21 protein-coding genes are annotated in these 18714 nt (G+C 66.9%); 19 read left to right on the top strand and 2 right to left on the bottom strand.

Features of this window, described 5'->3' with window-relative positions; all coding sequences use genetic code 11:
• The first annotated feature begins 256 nt into the window (after positions 1-256).
• From ABE464_RS15085 to ABE464_RS15075, 3 genes are all read left to right on the top strand, one after another.
• On the top strand, positions 257-601 hold the full coding sequence (locus tag ABE464_RS15085) for a DUF3861 family protein (RefSeq protein ID WP_346472627.1): 345 nt from the start codon (positions 257-259) through the stop codon (positions 599-601).
• A 52-nt stretch (positions 602-653) separates the two neighbouring features.
• Complete coding sequence (locus ABE464_RS15080) at positions 654-1193, top strand: hypothetical protein (RefSeq protein WP_346472626.1); 540 nt, start codon at positions 654-656, stop codon at positions 1191-1193.
• A 99-nt stretch (positions 1194-1292) separates the two neighbouring features.
• Positions 1293-1889 carry a DUF1439 domain-containing protein gene (locus tag ABE464_RS15075; RefSeq protein WP_346472625.1) on the top strand — a complete coding sequence of 199 codons (597 nt, stop codon included), beginning with the start codon at positions 1293-1295 and terminating at the stop codon, positions 1887-1889.
• A gap of 46 nt (positions 1890-1935) precedes the next feature.
• Here ABE464_RS15075 and ABE464_RS15070 read toward each other — a convergent pair whose 3' ends face one another.
• Together ABE464_RS15070 and ABE464_RS15065 are read right to left on the bottom strand one after the other, a co-directional pair.
• Positions 1936-2478 (bottom strand): type 1 glutamine amidotransferase domain-containing protein, encoded by a 543-nt coding sequence (locus ABE464_RS15070; protein WP_346472624.1) that lies wholly within the window; start codon positions 2476-2478, stop codon positions 1936-1938.
• Positions 2479-2602: 124 nt separating this feature from the next.
• Positions 2603-3070, bottom strand: coding sequence for an SET domain-containing protein-lysine N-methyltransferase (locus ABE464_RS15065; RefSeq protein WP_346472623.1), 468 nt, complete (start codon positions 3068-3070; stop codon positions 2603-2605).
• A gap of 172 nt (positions 3071-3242) precedes the next feature.
• Between ABE464_RS15065 and ABE464_RS15060 the strand changes: the two genes are divergently transcribed.
• The 16 genes from ABE464_RS15060 to ABE464_RS14985 all read left to right on the top strand — a co-directional run bounded on the left by ABE464_RS15060 (position 3243) and on the right by ABE464_RS14985 (position 18708).
• Positions 3243-3695, top strand: a complete 453-nt coding sequence (locus ABE464_RS15060; protein WP_026070170.1) for an SUF system Fe-S cluster assembly regulator — start codon at positions 3243-3245, stop codon at positions 3693-3695.
• A gap of 13 nt (positions 3696-3708) precedes the next feature.
• A complete protein-coding gene (gene sufB, locus ABE464_RS15055) occupies positions 3709-5184 on the top strand; it encodes a Fe-S cluster assembly protein SufB (protein WP_259261287.1) in 1476 nt (491 codons plus the stop codon).
• A complete protein-coding gene (locus tag ABE464_RS15050; protein WP_346472622.1) occupies positions 5181-5591 on the top strand; it encodes a lysozyme inhibitor LprI family protein in 411 nt (136 codons plus the stop codon). The genes sufB and ABE464_RS15050 overlap by 4 nt, the downstream gene beginning before the upstream one ends.
• A gap of 45 nt (positions 5592-5636) precedes the next feature.
• Positions 5637-6401 (top strand): Fe-S cluster assembly ATPase SufC, encoded by a 765-nt coding sequence (gene sufC, locus ABE464_RS15045; RefSeq protein ID WP_259261285.1) that lies wholly within the window; start codon positions 5637-5639, stop codon positions 6399-6401.
• Complete coding sequence (gene sufD / locus ABE464_RS15040; RefSeq protein WP_346472621.1) at positions 6401-7663, top strand: Fe-S cluster assembly protein SufD; 1263 nt, start codon at positions 6401-6403, stop codon at positions 7661-7663. The genes sufC and sufD overlap by 1 nt, the downstream gene beginning before the upstream one ends.
• Positions 7660-8916, top strand: a complete 1257-nt coding sequence (locus ABE464_RS15035) for a cysteine desulfurase (protein ID WP_346472620.1) — start codon at positions 7660-7662, stop codon at positions 8914-8916. The genes sufD and ABE464_RS15035 overlap by 4 nt, the downstream gene beginning before the upstream one ends.
• 106 nt (positions 8917-9022) lie before the next feature.
• Positions 9023-9559 (top strand): GNAT family N-acetyltransferase, encoded by a 537-nt coding sequence (locus ABE464_RS15030; protein WP_346472619.1) that lies wholly within the window; start codon positions 9023-9025, stop codon positions 9557-9559.
• The gene (locus tag ABE464_RS15025) at positions 9556-9888 is read left to right on the top strand and encodes a non-heme iron oxygenase ferredoxin subunit (protein WP_346472618.1); all 333 of its coding nucleotides are present in this window, start codon (positions 9556-9558) and stop codon (positions 9886-9888) included. Before ABE464_RS15030 ends, ABE464_RS15025 begins: the two co-directional genes overlap by 4 nt.
• 89 nt (positions 9889-9977) lie before the next feature.
• Entirely contained in the window at positions 9978-10367 is a 390-nt protein-coding gene (locus ABE464_RS15020) for a hypothetical protein (RefSeq protein ID WP_346472617.1), read from the top strand.
• A 149-nt stretch (positions 10368-10516) separates the two neighbouring features.
• A complete protein-coding gene (locus tag ABE464_RS15015; RefSeq protein ID WP_346472616.1) occupies positions 10517-12802 on the top strand; it encodes a TonB-dependent siderophore receptor in 2286 nt (761 codons plus the stop codon).
• 49 nt (positions 12803-12851) lie between these two features.
• Positions 12852-13541 (top strand): Fe2+-dependent dioxygenase, encoded by a 690-nt coding sequence (locus ABE464_RS15010; protein ID WP_346472615.1) that lies wholly within the window; start codon positions 12852-12854, stop codon positions 13539-13541.
• On the top strand, positions 13534-14247 hold the full coding sequence (locus ABE464_RS15005; protein ID WP_346472614.1) for a tetratricopeptide repeat protein: 714 nt from the start codon (positions 13534-13536) through the stop codon (positions 14245-14247). Before ABE464_RS15010 ends, ABE464_RS15005 begins: the two co-directional genes overlap by 8 nt.
• 169 nt (positions 14248-14416) lie before the next feature.
• Positions 14417-14815: a hypothetical protein gene (locus ABE464_RS15000; RefSeq protein ID WP_070471107.1), complete on the top strand. Its 399-nt coding sequence runs from the start codon at positions 14417-14419 to the stop codon at positions 14813-14815.
• Between the two features lie 139 nt (positions 14816-14954).
• Complete coding sequence (locus tag ABE464_RS14995; protein ID WP_346472613.1) at positions 14955-17378, top strand: TonB-dependent receptor; 2424 nt, start codon at positions 14955-14957, stop codon at positions 17376-17378.
• A gap of 150 nt (positions 17379-17528) precedes the next feature.
• Positions 17529-18167 carry a PepSY-associated TM helix domain-containing protein gene (locus ABE464_RS14990; protein WP_346472612.1) on the top strand — a complete coding sequence of 213 codons (639 nt, stop codon included), beginning with the start codon at positions 17529-17531 and terminating at the stop codon, positions 18165-18167.
• A gap of 22 nt (positions 18168-18189) precedes the next feature.
• Positions 18190-18708: a DUF2271 domain-containing protein gene (locus ABE464_RS14985; RefSeq protein ID WP_346472611.1), complete on the top strand. Its 519-nt coding sequence runs from the start codon at positions 18190-18192 to the stop codon at positions 18706-18708.
• Positions 18709-18714: the final 6 nt, after the last annotated feature.

The raw sequence follows: 18714 nt of genomic DNA, 5'->3' as shown, positions 1-18714 counted from the left end.
CTCATGCCGTCCCGTTTTTTTTGTTCTCGTTCCATCTGCGTGCCAAGCACACGATGCGCTCCGGACCTTTGCACGGGCGACGGTGGGTGGTTCGGGCGCTGGGCGAAACACAGCGTTGCCAAAGACGGGGTGGAGGCGCGATAGCCGTGCAGATGCCTGTCCTGCCGCGATCCGCGACACAGTGGAACCGACCGGAACGCACAGGGTGGAACACTGCGTGCGACCGCGCCTGTCGTCGCCGTAGGGATCGCGCCCTATGGTGGCTTTGTCCCCCACCGTGCAGGCAGCCATGGCCAGTTCTTCTTCCCAGCGTTACCGCATCACCGTCACTCCGATCGAAAAGGACGGCCTGCAGTGCAGTGGGCGCTGCACCATCGAACTGGAACACCGCGCGCAGCAGGACTGGATGCGCCTGCTGGAAATCGCACGGCGCAACAGCGGGCTGAGCGGCGACGAGCGTGCCGCCGCGATCGTCGCCACGCAGCTGCTGCGCGATCTCGCCCAGCGCCATGCCGATGCGCCCAGCCATCCGCTCACGGTGCTGCAACCGCAGCTGGATGAGGTACTTGCCGCGTTGGAGTCGATCCAGGGCGCGCCCTGAGCTGCGCGGCCGGCGTGGCGTTACACTCGGCGCTCTCCGGGGAGAGTCCTGCATGCGCCGCGCCGTCCTGTTACTGCCGTTGCTGATCCTGCACGGGTGCTCCTGCCAGCAGCGCACACCCGCGTCCGATCCCTCCGCGTCTCGCGGGAGCACCGGGGCGGACGCAGCACCGGCGTCTGGCGATGACACGGCGCTGACGCCGGCGCCCTCCCCACCCGTACTTGCTGCGCTCAGCGCGGTGGCGGCCGACGCACCCGATGAGCCGATGGTGGTCCACCGCTATGTCACTGCCGTGGCGCAGGGCGACCTTGCCACCGCCGACGCACAGTGGACCGGCGGCAGCCCGGGCGGACATCCCGATGACGCCGCTCTGCGGGCACTGCCTGATTTCCGCGGGCTACGCATCAAGACCGGCGCGCCGATCGCCCTCGACACCAGCACCCCCTCCAGGCTGCGCGAAGTGCCGGTCCAGATCCGGGTCAGCACGGCGACGGGCACATTGCATTTCCAAGGGTGGTATCGGCTGCAGCCACGCGTGGATGGCAGCAGCTGGGAAATCCACGGTGCGTCGATCCAGCCGGTACTGAACTGATCCTGCCGAGGCACGCACCTCACTGCTGGCGATGACACGTCAAAGCTGGATTCAGCCGCGCGCGCTATTGTTGGCGTCTCATTCCCCAGGCATGCCGCCATGAACGCTCGCCCGCTGTTGTCCCGCCTTGCCGCCTGCACCGTGCTGCTCGCCGCCGCCATCGGTGCACAGGCCGCTCCCAGCGTCTCTGGCCGCCAATTGTCCGTGGGCGCCACCGATGTGCAGCAGTATCTCGATGGCAGCTTCCCGCGCACGCAGGACGCGTTGGGCGGCCTGATCGCGATGACCATGAGCCACCCCAAGCTCAGCCTGCCGCAGGGCAACCGGCTGGATCTGGGCTTCGATATCGCCATGGCCACGGCCGGCGGCAGCCCGGCACCACTGGGCAAGGTGAAGCTCAGCAGCGGCCTGCGCTATGACGCGCAGACGCAGGGCTTCCATCTGCAGGAGCCGACGGTCGATGATTTCACCCCGGCCAACAATGGCGGCAAGCTCGATTCGCGTACCCGTGGGCTGCTCAATGCCTGGCTGGTCGATTACGCCCGCCGCGAGCCGATCTACAAGATCGACCCGACGGTGGGCGCGGTGCTGGGCACACTGCAGGTGCAGTCGGCACAGGTGGAAAACGGCAAGCTGGTCGTTACCTTCAACCAGGATCTCGGTTCGCTGGTCCCGGCAGGGCTGCTGGGCCGGTAAGCACCCACCGTTGGTGGGTGCGCTGATCTGATCCCTGCCCGCAGGATTACCCCGCCAACGCCTTGGCTACTGCATCGGCGAAGGCGGGAATGTCGCCCGGCTTGCGGCTGGTGATCAGGCCACCATCGACCACCACCTCGGCGTCGGTCCACTCGGCGCCTGCATTGCCCAGATCGGTTTTCAGCGACGGCCACGAGGTGACCTTGCGGCCTTTGGCCAGGCCAGACTCGACCAGCAGCCACGGGCCATGGCAGATCGCTGCGACCGGCTTGCCTGCCGCGCCAAATCCCTTGATCAACGCAATCGCATCGGTATCAATGCGCAGTTTGTCTGGATTGATCACGCCACCGGGCAGCACCAGCGCGTCGTAATCGTCGGCCTTCGCGCCCTTGAGCGGGGCATCGACGTTCACGTTTTCGCCCCAGTCCTTGTCTTTCCAGCCACGGATCTGGCTGGCATCCCCCGGCGCAATCACTTTGACCGAGGCGCCCCAGGATTCCAGCAGACGCTTGGGTTCCTGCAGCTCGGACTGTTCAAAACCATCGGTGGCGAGAATCGCGATGTGCTTGCCGTTGAGTGCATGTGCCATGGATCGGCTCCAGTAAGTGGGAGCGATCAGTGTGGCCACGGGCGCATTGGGCGACGGTGACCACAATGTGCACAGCGTGTCGGCGCAGCCACCGACCCACACGGTCGATGGCTGCCGATGGGGATCAGCGCTTGGGCTGCAGCATGGTGCCGGTGCACTTCTTCGCGCCGCAGCGGCATTCCCAGATCTTCTTCAGGCGCGCGGTGTGGCGCTCGGCCAGGGTGATGCCGTAGTTGTAGGTCAGCTCGTCGCCCGGCTTGATGTCCTTGATCGACTCGATGAACACCTTGTCCTCGCGGCGGTTGTCGCCCTCGGCTTCTTCGATCACCGCTTCGCAGTTCGGATCGCAGCTGTGGTTGAGCCAGCGCGCGTCATTGCCCTTGTAGTTCGCATCGATGACGTAGTCGTCATTGAGGGTGAACAGGAAGGTATGACCGCTCTCCACATCCCCGGTGTCGTCGGCGTCCACATCGGCGTGGCTGCGCAGCAGACCCTTGTACTGGATGACCCGCTCGCCCTTCTTGATCGGCGCCAGCGCGAACACGCCATTGCCATGGATGGTGGACTTGCGGGCCTGGATCTTCTTGGGCATCTGGCTGACCGTTGCGGTGGGAAGCCCCGATTCTCGCTTAATCTTTGTGATTGCCAAAGCGATGCGGTTCAATACGCACCCAAGGCCGCCCTGCGGGCGCCTGAACGGGCGGGTTGGATGCCGGCGGAGAAAAGCGTACAATTTCAGTCCGCTTTATGGTTCTGCCCCCACCATGCTCCGCGTCACCAAGCTTACCGATTACGCCACCGTCGTGCTGACCGTACTCGCCGCCCGCCCGGGTGAGGTGCTCAGTGCCACCGAACTGGCCGAGTTCGCCCGTCTGGAACCGCCGACCGTCAGCAAGCTGCTCAAGCCGCTGGCCCAGGCCGGGCTGGTCGAAGGCCTGCGCGGCGTCCGCGGCGGCTACCGGCTGACCCGCGCCGCAGATCAGATCACGCTGTTCGAGATCGTGGAAGCCATGGAAGGGCCGTTGGGCCTGACCGAGTGCGCCCACGACCACAGCCAGTGCGGCCGCGAGCTGCAGTGCGGCGCGCGCAGCAGCTGGCGGATGATCAACGACGTGGTGTCCGAAGCGCTGCGCGCGGTCACCCTGGCGCAGATCCTGCCCCCTCTTCCCCTTGTTGACGCCCACCGCCGCGCGATCGCGGCGGATGTCGTCTCCTGATCAGGCAGCCCCCATGGCCACCGATACCCTCGACACCGTCGCCACCGGCGATACCCCCAACCGCGAGATCCATGAGCAGCTCGGCCGCAAGTATTCGGCGGGCTTCATCACGGACATCGAATCGGACTCGTTGCCGCCCGGCCTGGACGAGGACACCATCCGTGCCCTGTCGGCCAAGAAGGACGAGCCGGAGTGGATGACGCAGTGGCGCCTGGACGCCTACCGACACTTCCTGACCATGCCGATGCCGGACTGGGCCAAGCTGCAGATCGCGCAGATCGACCTGCAGGCGTTGAGCTACTACTCCGCGCCCAAGGGCCCGAAGTACGCCTCGCTGGACGATGTGCCCAAGGAACTGCTGGACACCTACGACAAGCTCGGCGTGCCGTTGCACGAGCGCGCCAAGCTGGCCGGCGTCGCCGTGGATGCGGTGTTCGATTCGGTCTCGGTCGGCACCACGTTCCGCAAGGAACTGGCCGAGAAGGGCGTGATTTTCTGCTCCATGTCCGAAGCGATCAAAGAGCACCCGGAGCTGGTCAAGCAGTACCTGGGGACCGTGGTGCCGGTCGGCGACAACTACTTCGCCGCGCTCAACTCGGCGGTGTTCTCCGACGGCAGCTTCGTGTTCATCCCCAAGGGCGTGCGTTGCCCGATGGAGCTGAGCACCTACTTCCGCATCAACGCCGGCCACACCGGCCAGTTCGAGCGCACGCTGATCATCTGCGAAGACAAGGCGTACGTGTCCTACCTGGAAGGCTGCACCGCGCCGATGCGCGATGAGAACCAGCTGCACGCCGCGGTGGTCGAGCTGGTCGCGTTGGAAGATGCCGAGATCAAGTACTCCACGGTGCAGAACTGGTACCCGGGCGATGAGAACGGCGTGGGCGGCATCTACAACTTCGTCACCAAGCGTGCCGAATGCCGTGGTGCGCGCAGCAAGGTCACCTGGACCCAGGTCGAGACCGGCTCGGCGATCACCTGGAAGTATCCGTCCTGCGTGCTGCTCGGCGACGACTCGGTCGGCGAGTTCCACTCGGTCGCGCTGACCCACCATCGTCAGCAGGCCGACACCGGCACCAAGATGATCCACATCGGCAAGCGCACCAAGAGCAAGATCGTCAGCAAGGGCATCAGCGCCGGCCACGGCCAGAACACCTACCGTGGCCTGGTGAAGATCGATCGCGGCGCCGAGGGCGCGCGCAACTACACCCAGTGCGATTCGCTGCTGATCGGCAAGAAGTCCGGCGCGCATACCTTCCCCTACATCGAGGTGAAGAACCCCAGCGCGACGGTCGAGCACGAAGCGACCACCTCCAAGATCTCCGACGACCAGCTGTTCTATTGCCGCGCCCGCGGCATCGACCAGGAAAACGCGGTCTCGATGATCGTCGACGGCTTCTGCAAGCAGGTCTTCCGCGAGCTGCCGATGGAGTTCGCGGTGGAAGCCAAGAAGCTGCTGGAAGTCAGCCTGGAAGGCTCGGTCGGATGATCCGCACCCTGATCAGCCTGGGTCTGCTGCTGGGCGCGGTGGCGCCGGTGGCCGCGCAGGACGTGCAATGCGATCCGGGTGGCAACCAGCTCGAGCTCAATGCCTGCGCTGACGGCGAGTTCAAGCAGGCCGATGCCGAACTGAACGCGGTGTACCGTCAGATCGTGGCCAAGCTGGCCGGCGAGCCGGTCGCACTGGCAAAGATGAAAGCAGCGCAGCGCCTGTGGGTCCAGCTGCGCGACGCCGATCTGGACGCGCGCTACCCGGTGGGCGATGACGAGAACCCTCGCCTGCTGTACGGCTCGATGTACCCGATGCTGTATTCCGGCGCCAAGGCGGCCTTGACCACCGCGCGGGTCACTTACCTGCGCAACGAATTCCTCGAGCGCAGCGAATACGACCTCTGAGTCGCGCTGCCTCCAGTTCCCCTATCTGACAAGACGATTATCGACATGTTGAAGATCGACAACCTCCACGCACGCATCGGCGACAAAGACATCCTCAAGGGCCTCTCGCTCGACGTGAAGCCCGGCCAGGTGCACGCCATCATGGGCCCCAACGGCGCCGGCAAGTCCACCTTGGGCAACGTCCTGGCCGGCCGCGACGGCTATGACGTGAGCGAAGGCAGCGTGCAGTTCGAAGGCCGTGATCTGCTCGAGCTGGCGCCGGAAGAACGCGCCGCCGCCGGCCTGTTCCTGGCCTTCCAGTACCCGGTGGAAATCCCCGGCGTGAACAACACCTACTTCCTGCGCGCCGCGCTCAACGCCCAACGCAAGGCGCGTGGCGAGGAAGAACTGGACTCGATGCAGTTCCTCAAGCTGGTCCGCCAGAAGCTGGCCGTGCTGCACCTGAAGGACGAGCTGCTGCACCGTGGCGTCAACGAAGGCTTCTCCGGTGGCGAGAAGAAGCGCAACGAGATCTTCCAGCTGGCCGTGCTCGAGCCGAAGCTGGCGATCCTGGATGAAACCGACTCCGGCCTGGACATCGACGCGCTCAAGAGCGTGGCCGACGGCGTCAACGCGCTGCGTTCGCCGGACCGTTCCTTCATCGTGATCACCCATTACCAGCGCCTGCTCGATTACATCAAGCCGGACGTGGTGCATGTGCTGGCCGATGGCAAGATCGTGCAGAGCGGCGGCCCGGAACTGGCCCTGGAACTGGAAGCCCATGGCTACCACTTCCTGAAGGACCGTGTGGTGCCGGAGGCAGCGGTCTGATGAGCGCCCTGCTCGATTCCCTCGCCAGCGGCTTCTGCGGCAGCGATGCACGTCGCGCCGAGCTGGATGCCGCCCTGCAGGCCGGCCTGCCCGGCCCGCGTACCGAAGCCTGGAAATACACCTCCCTGCGCCAGCTGGAGCGTCGCAGCTTCCAGCCGGCCCCGCTCGCCCTGCCCGTGGTCGATGCCGCCCTGCTGGCCGACATCCCGTCGCCGCGGCTGGTGTTCGTCAATGGCCGCCCGTCCGGCGCGCTGAGCGATGTCGCTGCAGTGCCGGCCGGTGTGCAGCTGGCCACCCTGTCCTCGGCGCTGGCTGCGGGCGATGAAGCTGCTCGTTTCCTCGGCCGCCGCTTCGAGCGCAGCGAGGAAGTGTTCGCGCGCCTCAACGCCGCGCTCGCCGATGAAGGCGTGCTGCTGCGCGTGGAAGAAGGCGTGCAGGTCGAGGCACCGCTGCAGCTGGTCTTCATCAGCGTGGCCGGCGAGACCGATCTGTCCTGGCACCACCGCCACCTGATCGAACTGCGCAGCGGTGCCGCGCTGGGCGTGGTCGAGCATCACCTGCATGTCGGCGATGCCGCGCACCTGGACAACACCCTGGTGCACGTCCACCTGGCGCAGAATGCCGTGCTCTCGCACGCCCGCGTGCAGGCCGATGCTACCCGCGCCACCTCGCTGCTGCGCACCGACGCCGTGCTGGCCCGCAACGCGCAGTACCGCCGCGTCGATCTGGAACTGGGTGCCGCGCTGAGCCGCCATGAGCTCAACGTGCGCCTGGAAGGCGACAACGCCCAGCTGACCGCCAACGGCGTGCTGCTTGGCAACGGCCGCCGCCATGTCGACACCCGCCTGGGCATCGAGCACATCGCACGCGATACCGCCTCGGAAATGGTCTGGCGTGGCGTGGCGGCCAACCGCAGCCGCGTGGTCTTCCACGGTGGCATCCACATCCGCGAAGGCGCCGATGGCACCGACGCCAACCTGTCCAACAAGAACCTGCTGCTCTCCGCCGATGCCGAGATCGATACGCAGCCCACGCTGGTGATCGATGCCGACGAAGTGAAGGCCGCCCACGGCGCCACGGTCGGCCAGCTCGATGCCAATGCGCTGTTCTACCTGCGCTCGCGCGGCCTGCCGGCCGATCGCGCGCAGCAGCTGCTGAGCGCGGCGTTCTGCCATGAACCGCTGAACGCGCTCGACGCACGCCTGACCGAGCAGCTCACCGCCCAGCTCGACCGTGCGCTGGCCCTGGCGGGCGTAGCATGAACCTGTCCACGCCGCGCCCTGTCGCCGATACCGGCGCCGCACCCGACTGGGACCGCGTGCGCCTGGACTTCCCGCTGTTGATGCGCGAAGTGCACGGCAAACCGCTGGTGTACTTCGACAACGCCAACACCGGCCAGAAGCCGGTGCAGGTGATCGGCGCGGTGGACGAGTTCTACCGCCGCTACAACGCCAACGTCAGCCGTGCGGTACATGCGCTCGGCACCGAGGCGACCGATGCTTACGAAGGCGCACGCAACAAGCTGGCACGCTTCATCAATGTGCGCGCCAGCGAGCTGGTGCTGTGCAGCGGCACCACCTTCGCGATCAACCTGGTCGCGTATTCGTGGGCACTGCCGCGATTGAAGGCCGGTGATGTGATCCTGGTCTCGCGCATGGAACACCACGCCAACATCGTGCCGTGGCAGCTGGTCGCCCAGCGCACCGGCGCGACGATCCGCGTGGCCGAGATCACCCCGGATGGCGCCCTGGATCTGGACGCACTGCGCAAGGCCATGACCCCCGAGGTCAAGCTGCTCGCCGTTGCCCACGTCTCCAACGTGCTGGGCACGGTCAACCCGGTCCGCGAGATCTGCCGTGAGGCCCGCAAGCGCGGCATCATCACCGTGGTGGACGGCTCGCAGGCCGCACCGCACCGCAGGATCGACATCCCGGCGATCGGCTGCGACTTCTATGCCATCACCGGCCACAAGATGTGCGGCCCCACCGGCACCGGTGCCCTGTGGGCCCGGCGCGAACACCTTGATGCCATGCCGCCGTTCCTGGGTGGGGGCGAGATGATCAAGGAAGTCAGCTTCGACGGCACCGTGTTCAACGACGCCCCGCACAAGTTCGAAGCCGGCACCCCGAACATCGCCGGCTTCATCGGCCTGGGCGTGGCGGTGGACTACCTCGAGTCGCTGGGTCTGGAGCACGTGGAAGCGCGCGAAGGCGAACTGCTGGCGCATTTCACCGAAGAACTGAACAAGATCGACGGTCTGCGCATCTTCGGCACCACGCCGGACAAGGCAGCGGTGGTCTCCTTCCTGGTGGAGGGCGCGCACTCGCACGACCTGGCCACCCTGCTGGATCTGGAAGGGGTCGCGGTCCGCTCGGGCCAGCATTGCGCGCACCCGCTGCTGCAGTACTACGGCGTCGCCGCCACCTGCCGCGCCTCGCTGGCGTTCTACAACACGCATGACGAGATCGAGCGCTTCATCGTGGCGCTGAACAAGGTGCGCAAGCTGCTGGGCTGATCCCGCCCCGCTTTCGCCCCACCGGAACGCCGTGGCCTGCCACGGCGTTTTTCGTTGTCCGGGCCGGTCGTTTCCGTACCGGCCCCGGCCAGCCTAAAATGGCGCCATGAGCACCTTCACCTACCGCGCCGCCACGCTGGCCGACATCCCCGCCCTCGTCACCCTTGTCACCTCCGCCTACCGGGGCGACGCCAGCCGCGCCGGCTGGACCACCGAGGCCGACATCCTGGATGGCGCCCGCATCGACCCGCAGGGCTTGCAGGCCGACATCGAGCGCCCGCGCAGCACCATCCTGCTCGCCGAGCGCGACGGCCAACTGCTGGCCTGCGCGCACGTGGCCGATGACCAGGGCAAGGGCTATTTCGGCATGTTCTCGGTGGATCCGGCCCAGCAGGGCGGCGGCATCGGCAAGCAGGTGATGCTGGCGGCCGAAGCCCACGCCGCGCGCGAATGGGGCGTACGGGTGATGCAGATGACGGTGATCGACATCCGCGAGGAGCTGATCGCCTTCTACGAGCGCCGCGGCTACCAGCGCACCGGCATCAAGAAGCCGTTCCCGTATGGCGATGAACGCTTCGGCATCCCCAAGCGCGATGATCTGCGCTTTGAGATCCTGGAAAAGCCGCTGGCGGTGCCGGCGTGAGCGAGACCTGGACCTTCGTCTGCGCCAGCGCCGAGCTGCTGCCGGGCGAGATGAAGAGCACCTTCGATGAGGTGACCGGCACGCCCATCGTGGTGTTCAACCTGGACGGCGAGCTGTACGCGCTGGAGGACCAGTGCACCCACGATGAGTTCGAGCTGTCCTCGGGCACCTTCGATACCGCCGAGGCCAGCATCGAGTGCGTCCTGCACGGGGCCCGCTTCGATATCCGCGACGGTGCCGCGCTGTGCGCCCCTGCCTACTCGCCGGTCGCGAAGTTCCCGGTCAAGCGGGAACATGACGCGGTCTGGGCCCGCGACGACCGCGACTGATCCGGGCTGAACACCGGCGCTTTGAAAACGCGAATTGTTCCTATTACCATAGGCATTGCGGCCACCTGGCCGCTCCTGCCCGGTAAGCCGTGTCCGCCAACCGCTCCGCCCTTGGTATCGCCGCCCTGTGGGCCACGCTCTGCGTGGTGCTGCTGGCATGCGGCTGGCTGAGCGCAGGCGCCACCGGTAGCACCACCTTCAACCCGGCGGCGGGTCATTCCCCTGCCTCGCTGGACGCAGTCAGCGCGCGCCAGGCCTCCGCGCCTTCCGCGCCTGCGCCGGAACTGCCGGGCGCCGAGCCCAGCCTGACAACCGAGCCTGGCCCAGACCCCGAGGCCAGCCACACGGCAGTGCTGCCTCGCCTGCGCCGCACGCCCTGGGTCGCGGTGGTGCCACTGTGGCGCTCCGACGCGCTGCGTTGGCAGCGGCTGGAACCCTCGCTGCGGCTCAACCCCGGCCACGCGCCTCCCTACGCCTGATCCCGGCATCGACGCTGCTGCGCGTCGATGCCCGCCACGCCTGCGCCACCGCGCCGCCGTCGGCCGCCTGCCCGTTTTCCCCACCTGCCTCCGCTCCGCCGTGACCGCCGCGTGCCGTCCGGCCTTCGTCCGTCTTCCCAGGAATCACCATGACCGTCCGCCCGACTCCGTTGTCGTCCGCCCTGCTGCTGGCCATCGCTGCCCCCGCCATCGCCCATGCCGAGACCGAGGCTGCCGCCGATCCGCAGCGCGCCACCGAACTGGACGGCGTCGATGTCCACGGCGAGCGCGTACGCGCGCAGTCTTCCAAGTTCACCGCACCGCTGCTGGACACCCCCAAGTCGGTCAGCGTGATCTCCCAGCAGGTGATCGAGCAGACCGCCGCGACCACCCTGCTCGATGCGCTGCGCACCGTGCCGGGCATCACCTTCGGCGCCGGCGAAGGCGGCAACCCGACCGGTGACCGTCCCTTCATCCGTGGCTTCGATTCGGCCTCGGACATCTACGTTGATGGCATCCGCGATGCCGGCAGCCAGACCCGTGAAGTGTTCGCGATCGAGCAGATCGACGTGGTCAAGGGCCCGAGCTCGGCCTACTCCGGCCGCGGCTCGGCCGGCGGCACCATCAGCCTGGTCAGCAAGACGCCCAAGCTGGAGGACTTTGTGTCCGGCAGCCTCGCCGCCGGTACCGACAGCTATCGCCGCGGCACGCTGGATGCCAACCAGGTGATCGGCGACGGCATCGCCGCCCGTTTGAACATCATGAAGCACGATGCCGACGTGGCCGGCCGCGATGAAGTGAACAGCAGTCGCTGGGGCATCGCGCCGTCGCTGGCGTTCGGTCTGAACGGCCCGACCCAGGCGGTGATCAGCCATTACCACATGGAAACCGACGACCTGCCCGATGCCGGCGGCTTCCCGTACAACAACCCGTTCACCAGCGGCCCGAACGTGGCGCTCAATGGCGACGGCAGCCCGATCGTGACCAACCGCGATGCGTTCTATGGCCTGGTCGACCGTGACTTCCAGAAGACCAAGGCGGACATCACCACCTTGAACCTGTCGCACGATTTCGGCGGCATCGTCCTGCGCAACATCACCCGCTACGGCGATACGAGCAACGATTACCTGTGGACCCAGCCGGACGACAGCAAGGGCAACCCCAACCTGTTCGGCACCGTCTGGCGCCGTACCAACGCACGCGCCACCCAGACCGACAGCTTCGTCAACCAGACCAGCGTGACCGGTGAACTGGAGACCGGCCCGCTGCGCCACAGCTTCAACGCCGGCGTGGAATACAGCAGCGAAAAGACCGTGCGCGGCACCTACGCGATCGCCGAGGTGCGTCGCCCCAATGGGCAGACCACCGCAGGCACCAACAACCCACTGACCGGCAACCAGAGCTGCCCGACCACCGGCGCGGCCACCGGCTACAACTGCACCGACCTGACCAACCCGAATCCGAATGATCCGTGGTCGGCCACGCACACCGTCACCCGCAGCGATCCGGCCCGCGACGTGCGCCAGACCACCCGCACCAAGTCGGCCTATGTGTTCGACACCATCAGCTTCAGCGAGCAGTGGATGCTGAACCTCGGTGCGCGCTTCGACGACTACAACACCCATCAGTTCAACCCGGCCGCCGCCGCGAACGTGCAGCATCTGCGCAACGACACCTCGTTCTGGAACGGCCAGGCGGGCCTGGTGTTCAAGCCGGTGGAAAACGGCAGCATCTACGTCTCCTGGGGCACCTCCTCGACCCCGGTCGGCGTGGACGGCGGCGACGGCGCCGACGGCATCAGTGCCACCATCCAGGACCTCAAGCCGCAGCGCAGCCGCAACCTTGAGCTCGGCACCAAGTGGGACCTGTTCGATGCGCGCCTGTCGTTGACCGGTGCGATCTTCCAGACTGAAATGAGCAACGCGCGGGTGACCAGCGATGCGGGCACCACGCAGAACGCTGGCACCAAGAAGGTCAAGGGCGCCGAGCTGGGCTTCAGCGGCACGATCGTCGAGGGCTGGCAGGTCTTCGGTGGTTACACCTACCTGGATGCCGTGGTCGAGGACAACGGCTTTGCGCTGGTCAACGGCGTCTACGTGCCCTCGCCGTTCAACGGCAACGCGTTCCCCAACACCGCCAAGCACAGCGCCAGCCTGTGGACCACCTGGGCGCCGTCGTTCGTGCCGGGCCTGAGCGTGGGCGCCGGTGCCAACTACGTGGACAAGGTCTACGGCAACGTCAACAACACCAAGTGGGTGCCGTCCTACACCCGTTGGGATGCGATGGTCGGTTACGCCTTCAGCGAGCGCTACAACCTGCAGTTGAACGTGCAGAACCTGACCAACAAAACCTACTTCACCAAGGCGTACGCTTCGCACTACGCCGCCATCGCGCCGGGTCGTTCGGCAACGCTGGCCTTCAATTTCAAGTTCTAAGCGATACGCCCCCTCCCGCGCGCCCGTGCGGGAGGGGCTGGAGCCCGCCATGCTGCTGCACATCCCCGACGTCCTCACCGCCGAGCAGGTCACCCAGGCCCGCCAGCAGCTGGCCACGGCCGGCTGGACCGACGGCCGCCTGACGGCGGGCTACCAGTCCGCGCAGGCCAAGCACAACCTGCAGTTGCCCGAGTCCGATCCGGCCGCGTGTGCGGTCGGCTCGGCCATCCTCGATGCACTGGGCCGCAACAGCAGCTTCTTCTCGGCCGCGCTGCCACGTCGCATCTTCCCGCCGCTGTTCAACTGCTATCAGCCGGGGCAGACCTTCGGGTTCCATGTCGACAACGCGGTGCGCTACGACTACACCGTTCCGGGACAACCGCAGCCGATCCGTACCGACCTGTCAGCCACGTTGTTCCTGAGCGATCCGGACGAATACGAGGGCGGCGAGCTGGTGATCGAAGACACCTACGGCAACCAGCGGGTCAAACTGCCGGCCGGCCACATGGTGCTGTACCCCGGCACCAGCCTGCACCAGGTCACCCCTGTCACCGCGGGCACGCGGCTGGCCTCGTTCTTCTGGATCCAGAGCATGCTGCGCGATGACGGCCAGCGGCGCCTGATGTGGGATCTGGATGTGTCGATCCGCCGGCTCACCCATGACCACCCCGAACACCCTGCGCTGGTGAACCTCACCGGCGTGTATCACAACCTGCTGCGGCAGTGGGCCGATGTCTGAGGCCGCCTCCCCTGCACTGGACGTGGCGGCAATGGCCGACCAGCTGCGGCACGATCCGGCCGCCGCGCTCGCCACGCTGGAGACCACCGCCCAGCGCGGCGATCCACAGGCGCAGTTCCTGCTCGGCCAGGCCCGCATGGAAGGCCGCGGTATCGCGGCTGATGCGGCCGCGGCCGTGCTCTGGTTCGAGCGCGCCGCCAACGGTGGCCTGGCCATCGCGATGAACATGCTCGGCCGTTGCCACGAACTCGGCACCGGCACCCCGATCAACCCGGCGCTGGCGGCGGTCTGGTACCGCAAGGCGGCCCATGCCGAGCTGGACTGGGGTCTGTACAACCTGGCCAACCTGCTGGCTACCGGGCGAGGCGTGGCCCGCGACGAAGAGGCCGCGTTCGCGTTGTACCTGCGCGCCGCACGGCTTGGCCATGCCAAATCGATGAATCTGGTCGGCCGTTGTCTGGAGGACGGTATCGGGGTCGACGCCGATCCGGCAGCGGCACCGGCCTGGTACCTGCGTTCGGCCGAGGCCGGCGACTTCCGTGGCCAGGCGAGCCACGCCTCCCTGTTGCTCGCCGCCGGCGACGTAGACGGTGCGGCGCAGTGGCTGCGCCGCGCACTCGCCCAAGGCAGCCCGTCGTTTCTGGCCCACGTGCGGCCCACATTGGCGGCCTCGCCACATCCCACGATCCGGGCGCTGGTCGCCTGATACCGGGCTCTGCCTCCTCTCGCGGCGGCAACCATTAATCATTCTCATTTGCGTCCGCTAACGAATCTCACCTACAATCCCGCCGCGTTGCCGGTCGGCTGATCGACTGGCCGCTTCACAGGGGCTCGTCTTGCGCCATCCACACCGCCATCGCAGCTTTGCTCCCGCCATGCGCGGGCGTCAGCACGCGTTGTCGACCGTGCTGGCGTGGCTGGGCCTGCTGTCGCTGCTGCTGGCCGGCCTGCCGGTACTGGAGCGCGTTGCCCCGGGCAGCACCGTGATGGTCCTGCAGATGCCGATGGACGAGCGTCCTGCCGGCGGCGGTGAGACCACCGCGCAGGAAGAAGCCCCGGCCAAGCCGCGCCGTGTCGCCAGCGCGCGCCCTGCCCCGACGCCACCGACGCAGCCGTCGCTGCCACCGGTCGTGGAATCGTTGGACTCGCTGATGGCCACGTTGGTGGCACAGCCGCCGCGGGTGCTGCCGGCCATTGATTCGGCACCGGCCACGCCGCTGCCCGCTGCACCCGGTCTGCGCGTCCAGCGCGGCCAGGCCCCACCGCAGGGCTGAATCCGGCCGCCGGCGGCGCCATCGCGCCTGCCCCGTTTGTGTGTGTTCTGCCCGTTCCGGGCCTTCCTGATGCCTGCGCGTGCTGCCGCCCTGCGGCCTGCCACGTCGCCTCCGTTTTCTCCTTGCCGAGGTTACCCCCATGGCCCAGCGCCATCGTCGTCGCATGTCCCTGTCCCGCTGCACCCTGTCCATCGCCCTGCTCGGTGCGCTGAGCACCCCGGCCTTCGCCAACGGCGAGGCCGCCGGTCCGACCACGCTGGACAAGGTGGTCGTCACCGCCGCCGGCTTCGAGCAGAAGATCGCCGATGCCCCGGCCAGCATCAGCGTGATCAGCCGCGAAGAGCTGAGCAAGCGCCCGTACACCAGCTTGGTGGATGCGCTGCGCGACGTGGAAGGCATCGATGTGGGCATGGAGCCGACCGACAAGAACGGCCGCGCCACCATCTCCATGCGGGGCATGCCCTCGGATTACACCCTGGTGCTGATCGACGGTCGCCGCCAGAGCAATGCCGGCAACCTGTACCCGAACAACTTCGGTGGTGGCCAGTTCTCGTACATGCCGCCGCTGGACGCGATCGAACGCATCGAGGTGGTGCGCGGCCCGATGTCCACGCTGTACGGCTCCGATGCGATGGGTGGGGTGATCAACATCATCACCCGCCGCAACCAGACCGAATGGCATGGCGCGGTCACCCAGGGCTTCACCCTGCAGCAGGACGATCAGTTCGGTGATGCACGCAGCACCGATGTCTACCTCAGCGGCCCCCTGATCAAGGACCGCCTGGGCCTGTCGGTGCGCGGCAGCTATTACGACGCCAAAGCCTCCAACCCGGAATGGGATGACCTCCAGCTGCCGGACGGCACGATGTGGTCGCGCAGCATCGGCTTCGGTGGCGGCGGCAAGGCCGTGGCCAACACCAACTGGAACACCGGCCTGCGCCTGAACTTCATCGTCAATGACGACCACGAGCTGTGGCTGGACTACGACGTGTCGCGCCAGAAGTACGACAACAGCGAAGGCCAGACCGGCACCCTGGACAGCCTGGCCAGCCTGTGGCGCGTGGGCAATGCGACGATCCGCAACCCGAACGGTCCGGGCAACATCACCCGCCGCGTGGTGCAGCCGCGCGTGGGCTACACCGCCTACCAGCGCTATGAGCGCGACCAGCTGGCGCTGACCCACCAGGGCCGCTATGAGTTCGGCACCTGGCAGACCACGCTGACCCACATCACCAGCAACAACCTCGGCCGCTCGCTGCCGCTGACGCTGGATGAGCGCGCCGATCTGCAGGGCCTGTGGAACGACGTCTGCCGCCGCACCGGCGCCGCCGCCAACTGCGCGGCGGGTGCACGCAACGGGCTGGGCGCGCTCAACGCCGCCGAACTGGCGCGCCTGCAGGCCTTCCTGCCGCGCCCGCTGCGCACGATGGAGCTGGAGGGCAACGTGCTGGACACCATGCTCGATCTCGCCTTCGGCGCGCACAAGCTCACCGTGGGCGGCCAGTACAACGACACCGACATGGTCGATGGCGTGTTCGGCATGGACGGCAACGGCTACAAGAACAACGTCAAGCAGCAGCACCGCATGTGGGCGCTGTTCGCCGAGGACAACTGGTCGCTGACCGATACCCTGACCGCCACGGTCGGCGTGCGCTATGACGATCACAACATCTTCGGCAGTCACGTCAGCCCGCGCGCCTACCTGGTGTGGAATGCCAACGATGCCTGGACCGTCAAGGGCGGCATCAGCACCGGCTACAAGACGCCGCGTCCGGACCAGCTGTTCCCCGGCATCGTCGGCTTCGGCGGCCAAGGCGTCACCCCGCTGGTCGGCTCGCCCAACCTCAAGCCGGAAACCAGCACCAACTATGAGATCGCCACGTATTACCAAGGCGATCGCTGGGGCTTCAACCTCACCGGCTTCCTCAACAAGTTCGACGACAAGATCGCCAGCGGCGGCACCTTCGCCAACTGCGAAGTCGCCCCGAACGATGGCAGCTACTGCGTGGACATCGGCCCGGGCTGGGCCGAGCTGGGCTACAGCACCTTCGGCCAGAGTGTGAACATCGACAAGGCCGAAACCCGCGGCGTGGAAGCGGCGGCCCAGGTGGATCTGCTGGACAACCTGCAGCTGCGCGGCAACTACACCTGGACCAAGAGCGAGCAGACCAGCGGCACCGGCAAGGGCCTGCCGATCACCGGCAACCCGGCCAAGCACATGGCCAATGCGAGCCTGAACTGGCAGATCAGCGAGGCGGTCAGCCTGTCGCTGATCGGCGAAGGCCGCTACGACCGCTACCGCGACACGCTGGTCAGCAACGTCGGCGGCGTGAGCAGCTCGCAGACCCGCTACTACGAGGACTACACGATCTTCCACCTCGGCGGCAGCTGGGACATCAACAAATGGCTGACCGTCAACGCGCGGGTCAACAACCTGTTCGACAAGGACTTCGTCTCGCAGTCCTGCGTGCTGATCAGCGACAGCGAGTTCAGCTGCGTGGACGATTACTCCACCAAGGACCAGCGTCGCAGCTACTGGATCTCATTGAACGCCAAGTTCTGAGGCACACCGCGGCGACGTCCTGAGTGACGTCGCCGCTGGCCTTGACCTCGGGCAGCGCGCCGGCGACGGAACGCTGCCTTCTTTTTTCACAAATTGCGAACCATTCTCATCAATGGTGTAATTCGCCCCTCAGTACTCTCTCTCCCGACCGTGGCCACCAGCGCTCCTTCTTCCAGCGTGCAACAACAACGCCGCGGCTTCTGGCTGCGCACGCTGCACCAGTGGCACTGGATCAGCTCGGCGGTGTGCCTGATCGGCATGCTGCTGTTCGCCGCGACCGGCATCACCTTGAACCACGCCTCCAGGATCGAAGCCACGCCGGAGGTGGTCAGCCGCCAGCTGGAGCTGCCTGCCGACCTGCTCGGCAAGCTTGGCGACCGCGCCGATGGCAAGGCACCGATCCCGCGCGTGGCCAGCCGCTGGCTGGATGCGCAGCTCGGCATCTCGATCGGGCGCCGCCCGGCCGAATGGTCCGATGGCGAAATCTATCTCTCCATGCCCAGCCCGGGCGCGGATGCCTGGCTGAGCATCGACCGCGCTTCGGGCGCCGTGGAGTACGAATCCACCGCGCGCGGTTGGGTGTCCTATTTCAATGATCTGCACAAAGGGCGCAATGCCGGGCCAGCCTGGGGCTGGTTCCTGGATATCTTCGCCGTGGCCTGCCTGGTGTTCTGCATCACCGGCCTGTTCCTGCTGCACCTGCATGCCCGCCAGCGCCGCATGACCTGGCCGCTGGTCGGCCTGGGCCTGCTGATCCCGCTGCTGATCGCCCTGATCCTCATCCACTGACCTTTCTTTCCGGAGCCGCACCATGCGCGTCACCCTGACCATCGCCCTGAGCGGCCTGCTGGCCACCTCGCCGGCCTATGCCACCACCCTGGACATCAACGTCGAGGTGCCCAAGCTCAACGTGGCCGAGTACCACCGCCCGTATGTGGCCGTGTGGCTGGAAGGGGCCGACCAGAAGGTCGCCGCCAACCTGTCGGTCTGGTACCAGCAGACCGGCAACAGTGAGGGCCATGGCACCAAGTGGCTGCCTGACCTGCGCCAGTGGTGGCGCAAGAGCGGCCGCACCCTGGAGGTGCCGGTGGACGGCGTGACCGGCCCGACCCGCCCGGTCGGCAAGCACGCGCTCTCCTTCAGCGACAAGCAGCCGGCGCTCAAGGCACTCGCCCCGGGCAACTACACCCTCGTGGTGGAAGCGGTGCGCGAAGTCGGCGGCCGCGAACTGCTCAAGATCCCCTTCACCTGGCCGGTCACGTCCGCACAGTCGGGCAAGGCCCAGGGCGCGACCGAACTCGGCCTGGTCACCCTGACCGCCAAGCCCTGATCCCCT

The sequence above is a fragment of the Stenotrophomonas sp. TWI587 genome (assembly GCF_039674145.1).
Lineage (GTDB): Bacteria > Pseudomonadota > Gammaproteobacteria > Xanthomonadales > Xanthomonadaceae > Stenotrophomonas > Stenotrophomonas maltophilia_AY.
This window is presented reverse-complemented; position numbering and strand designations above follow the sequence as displayed.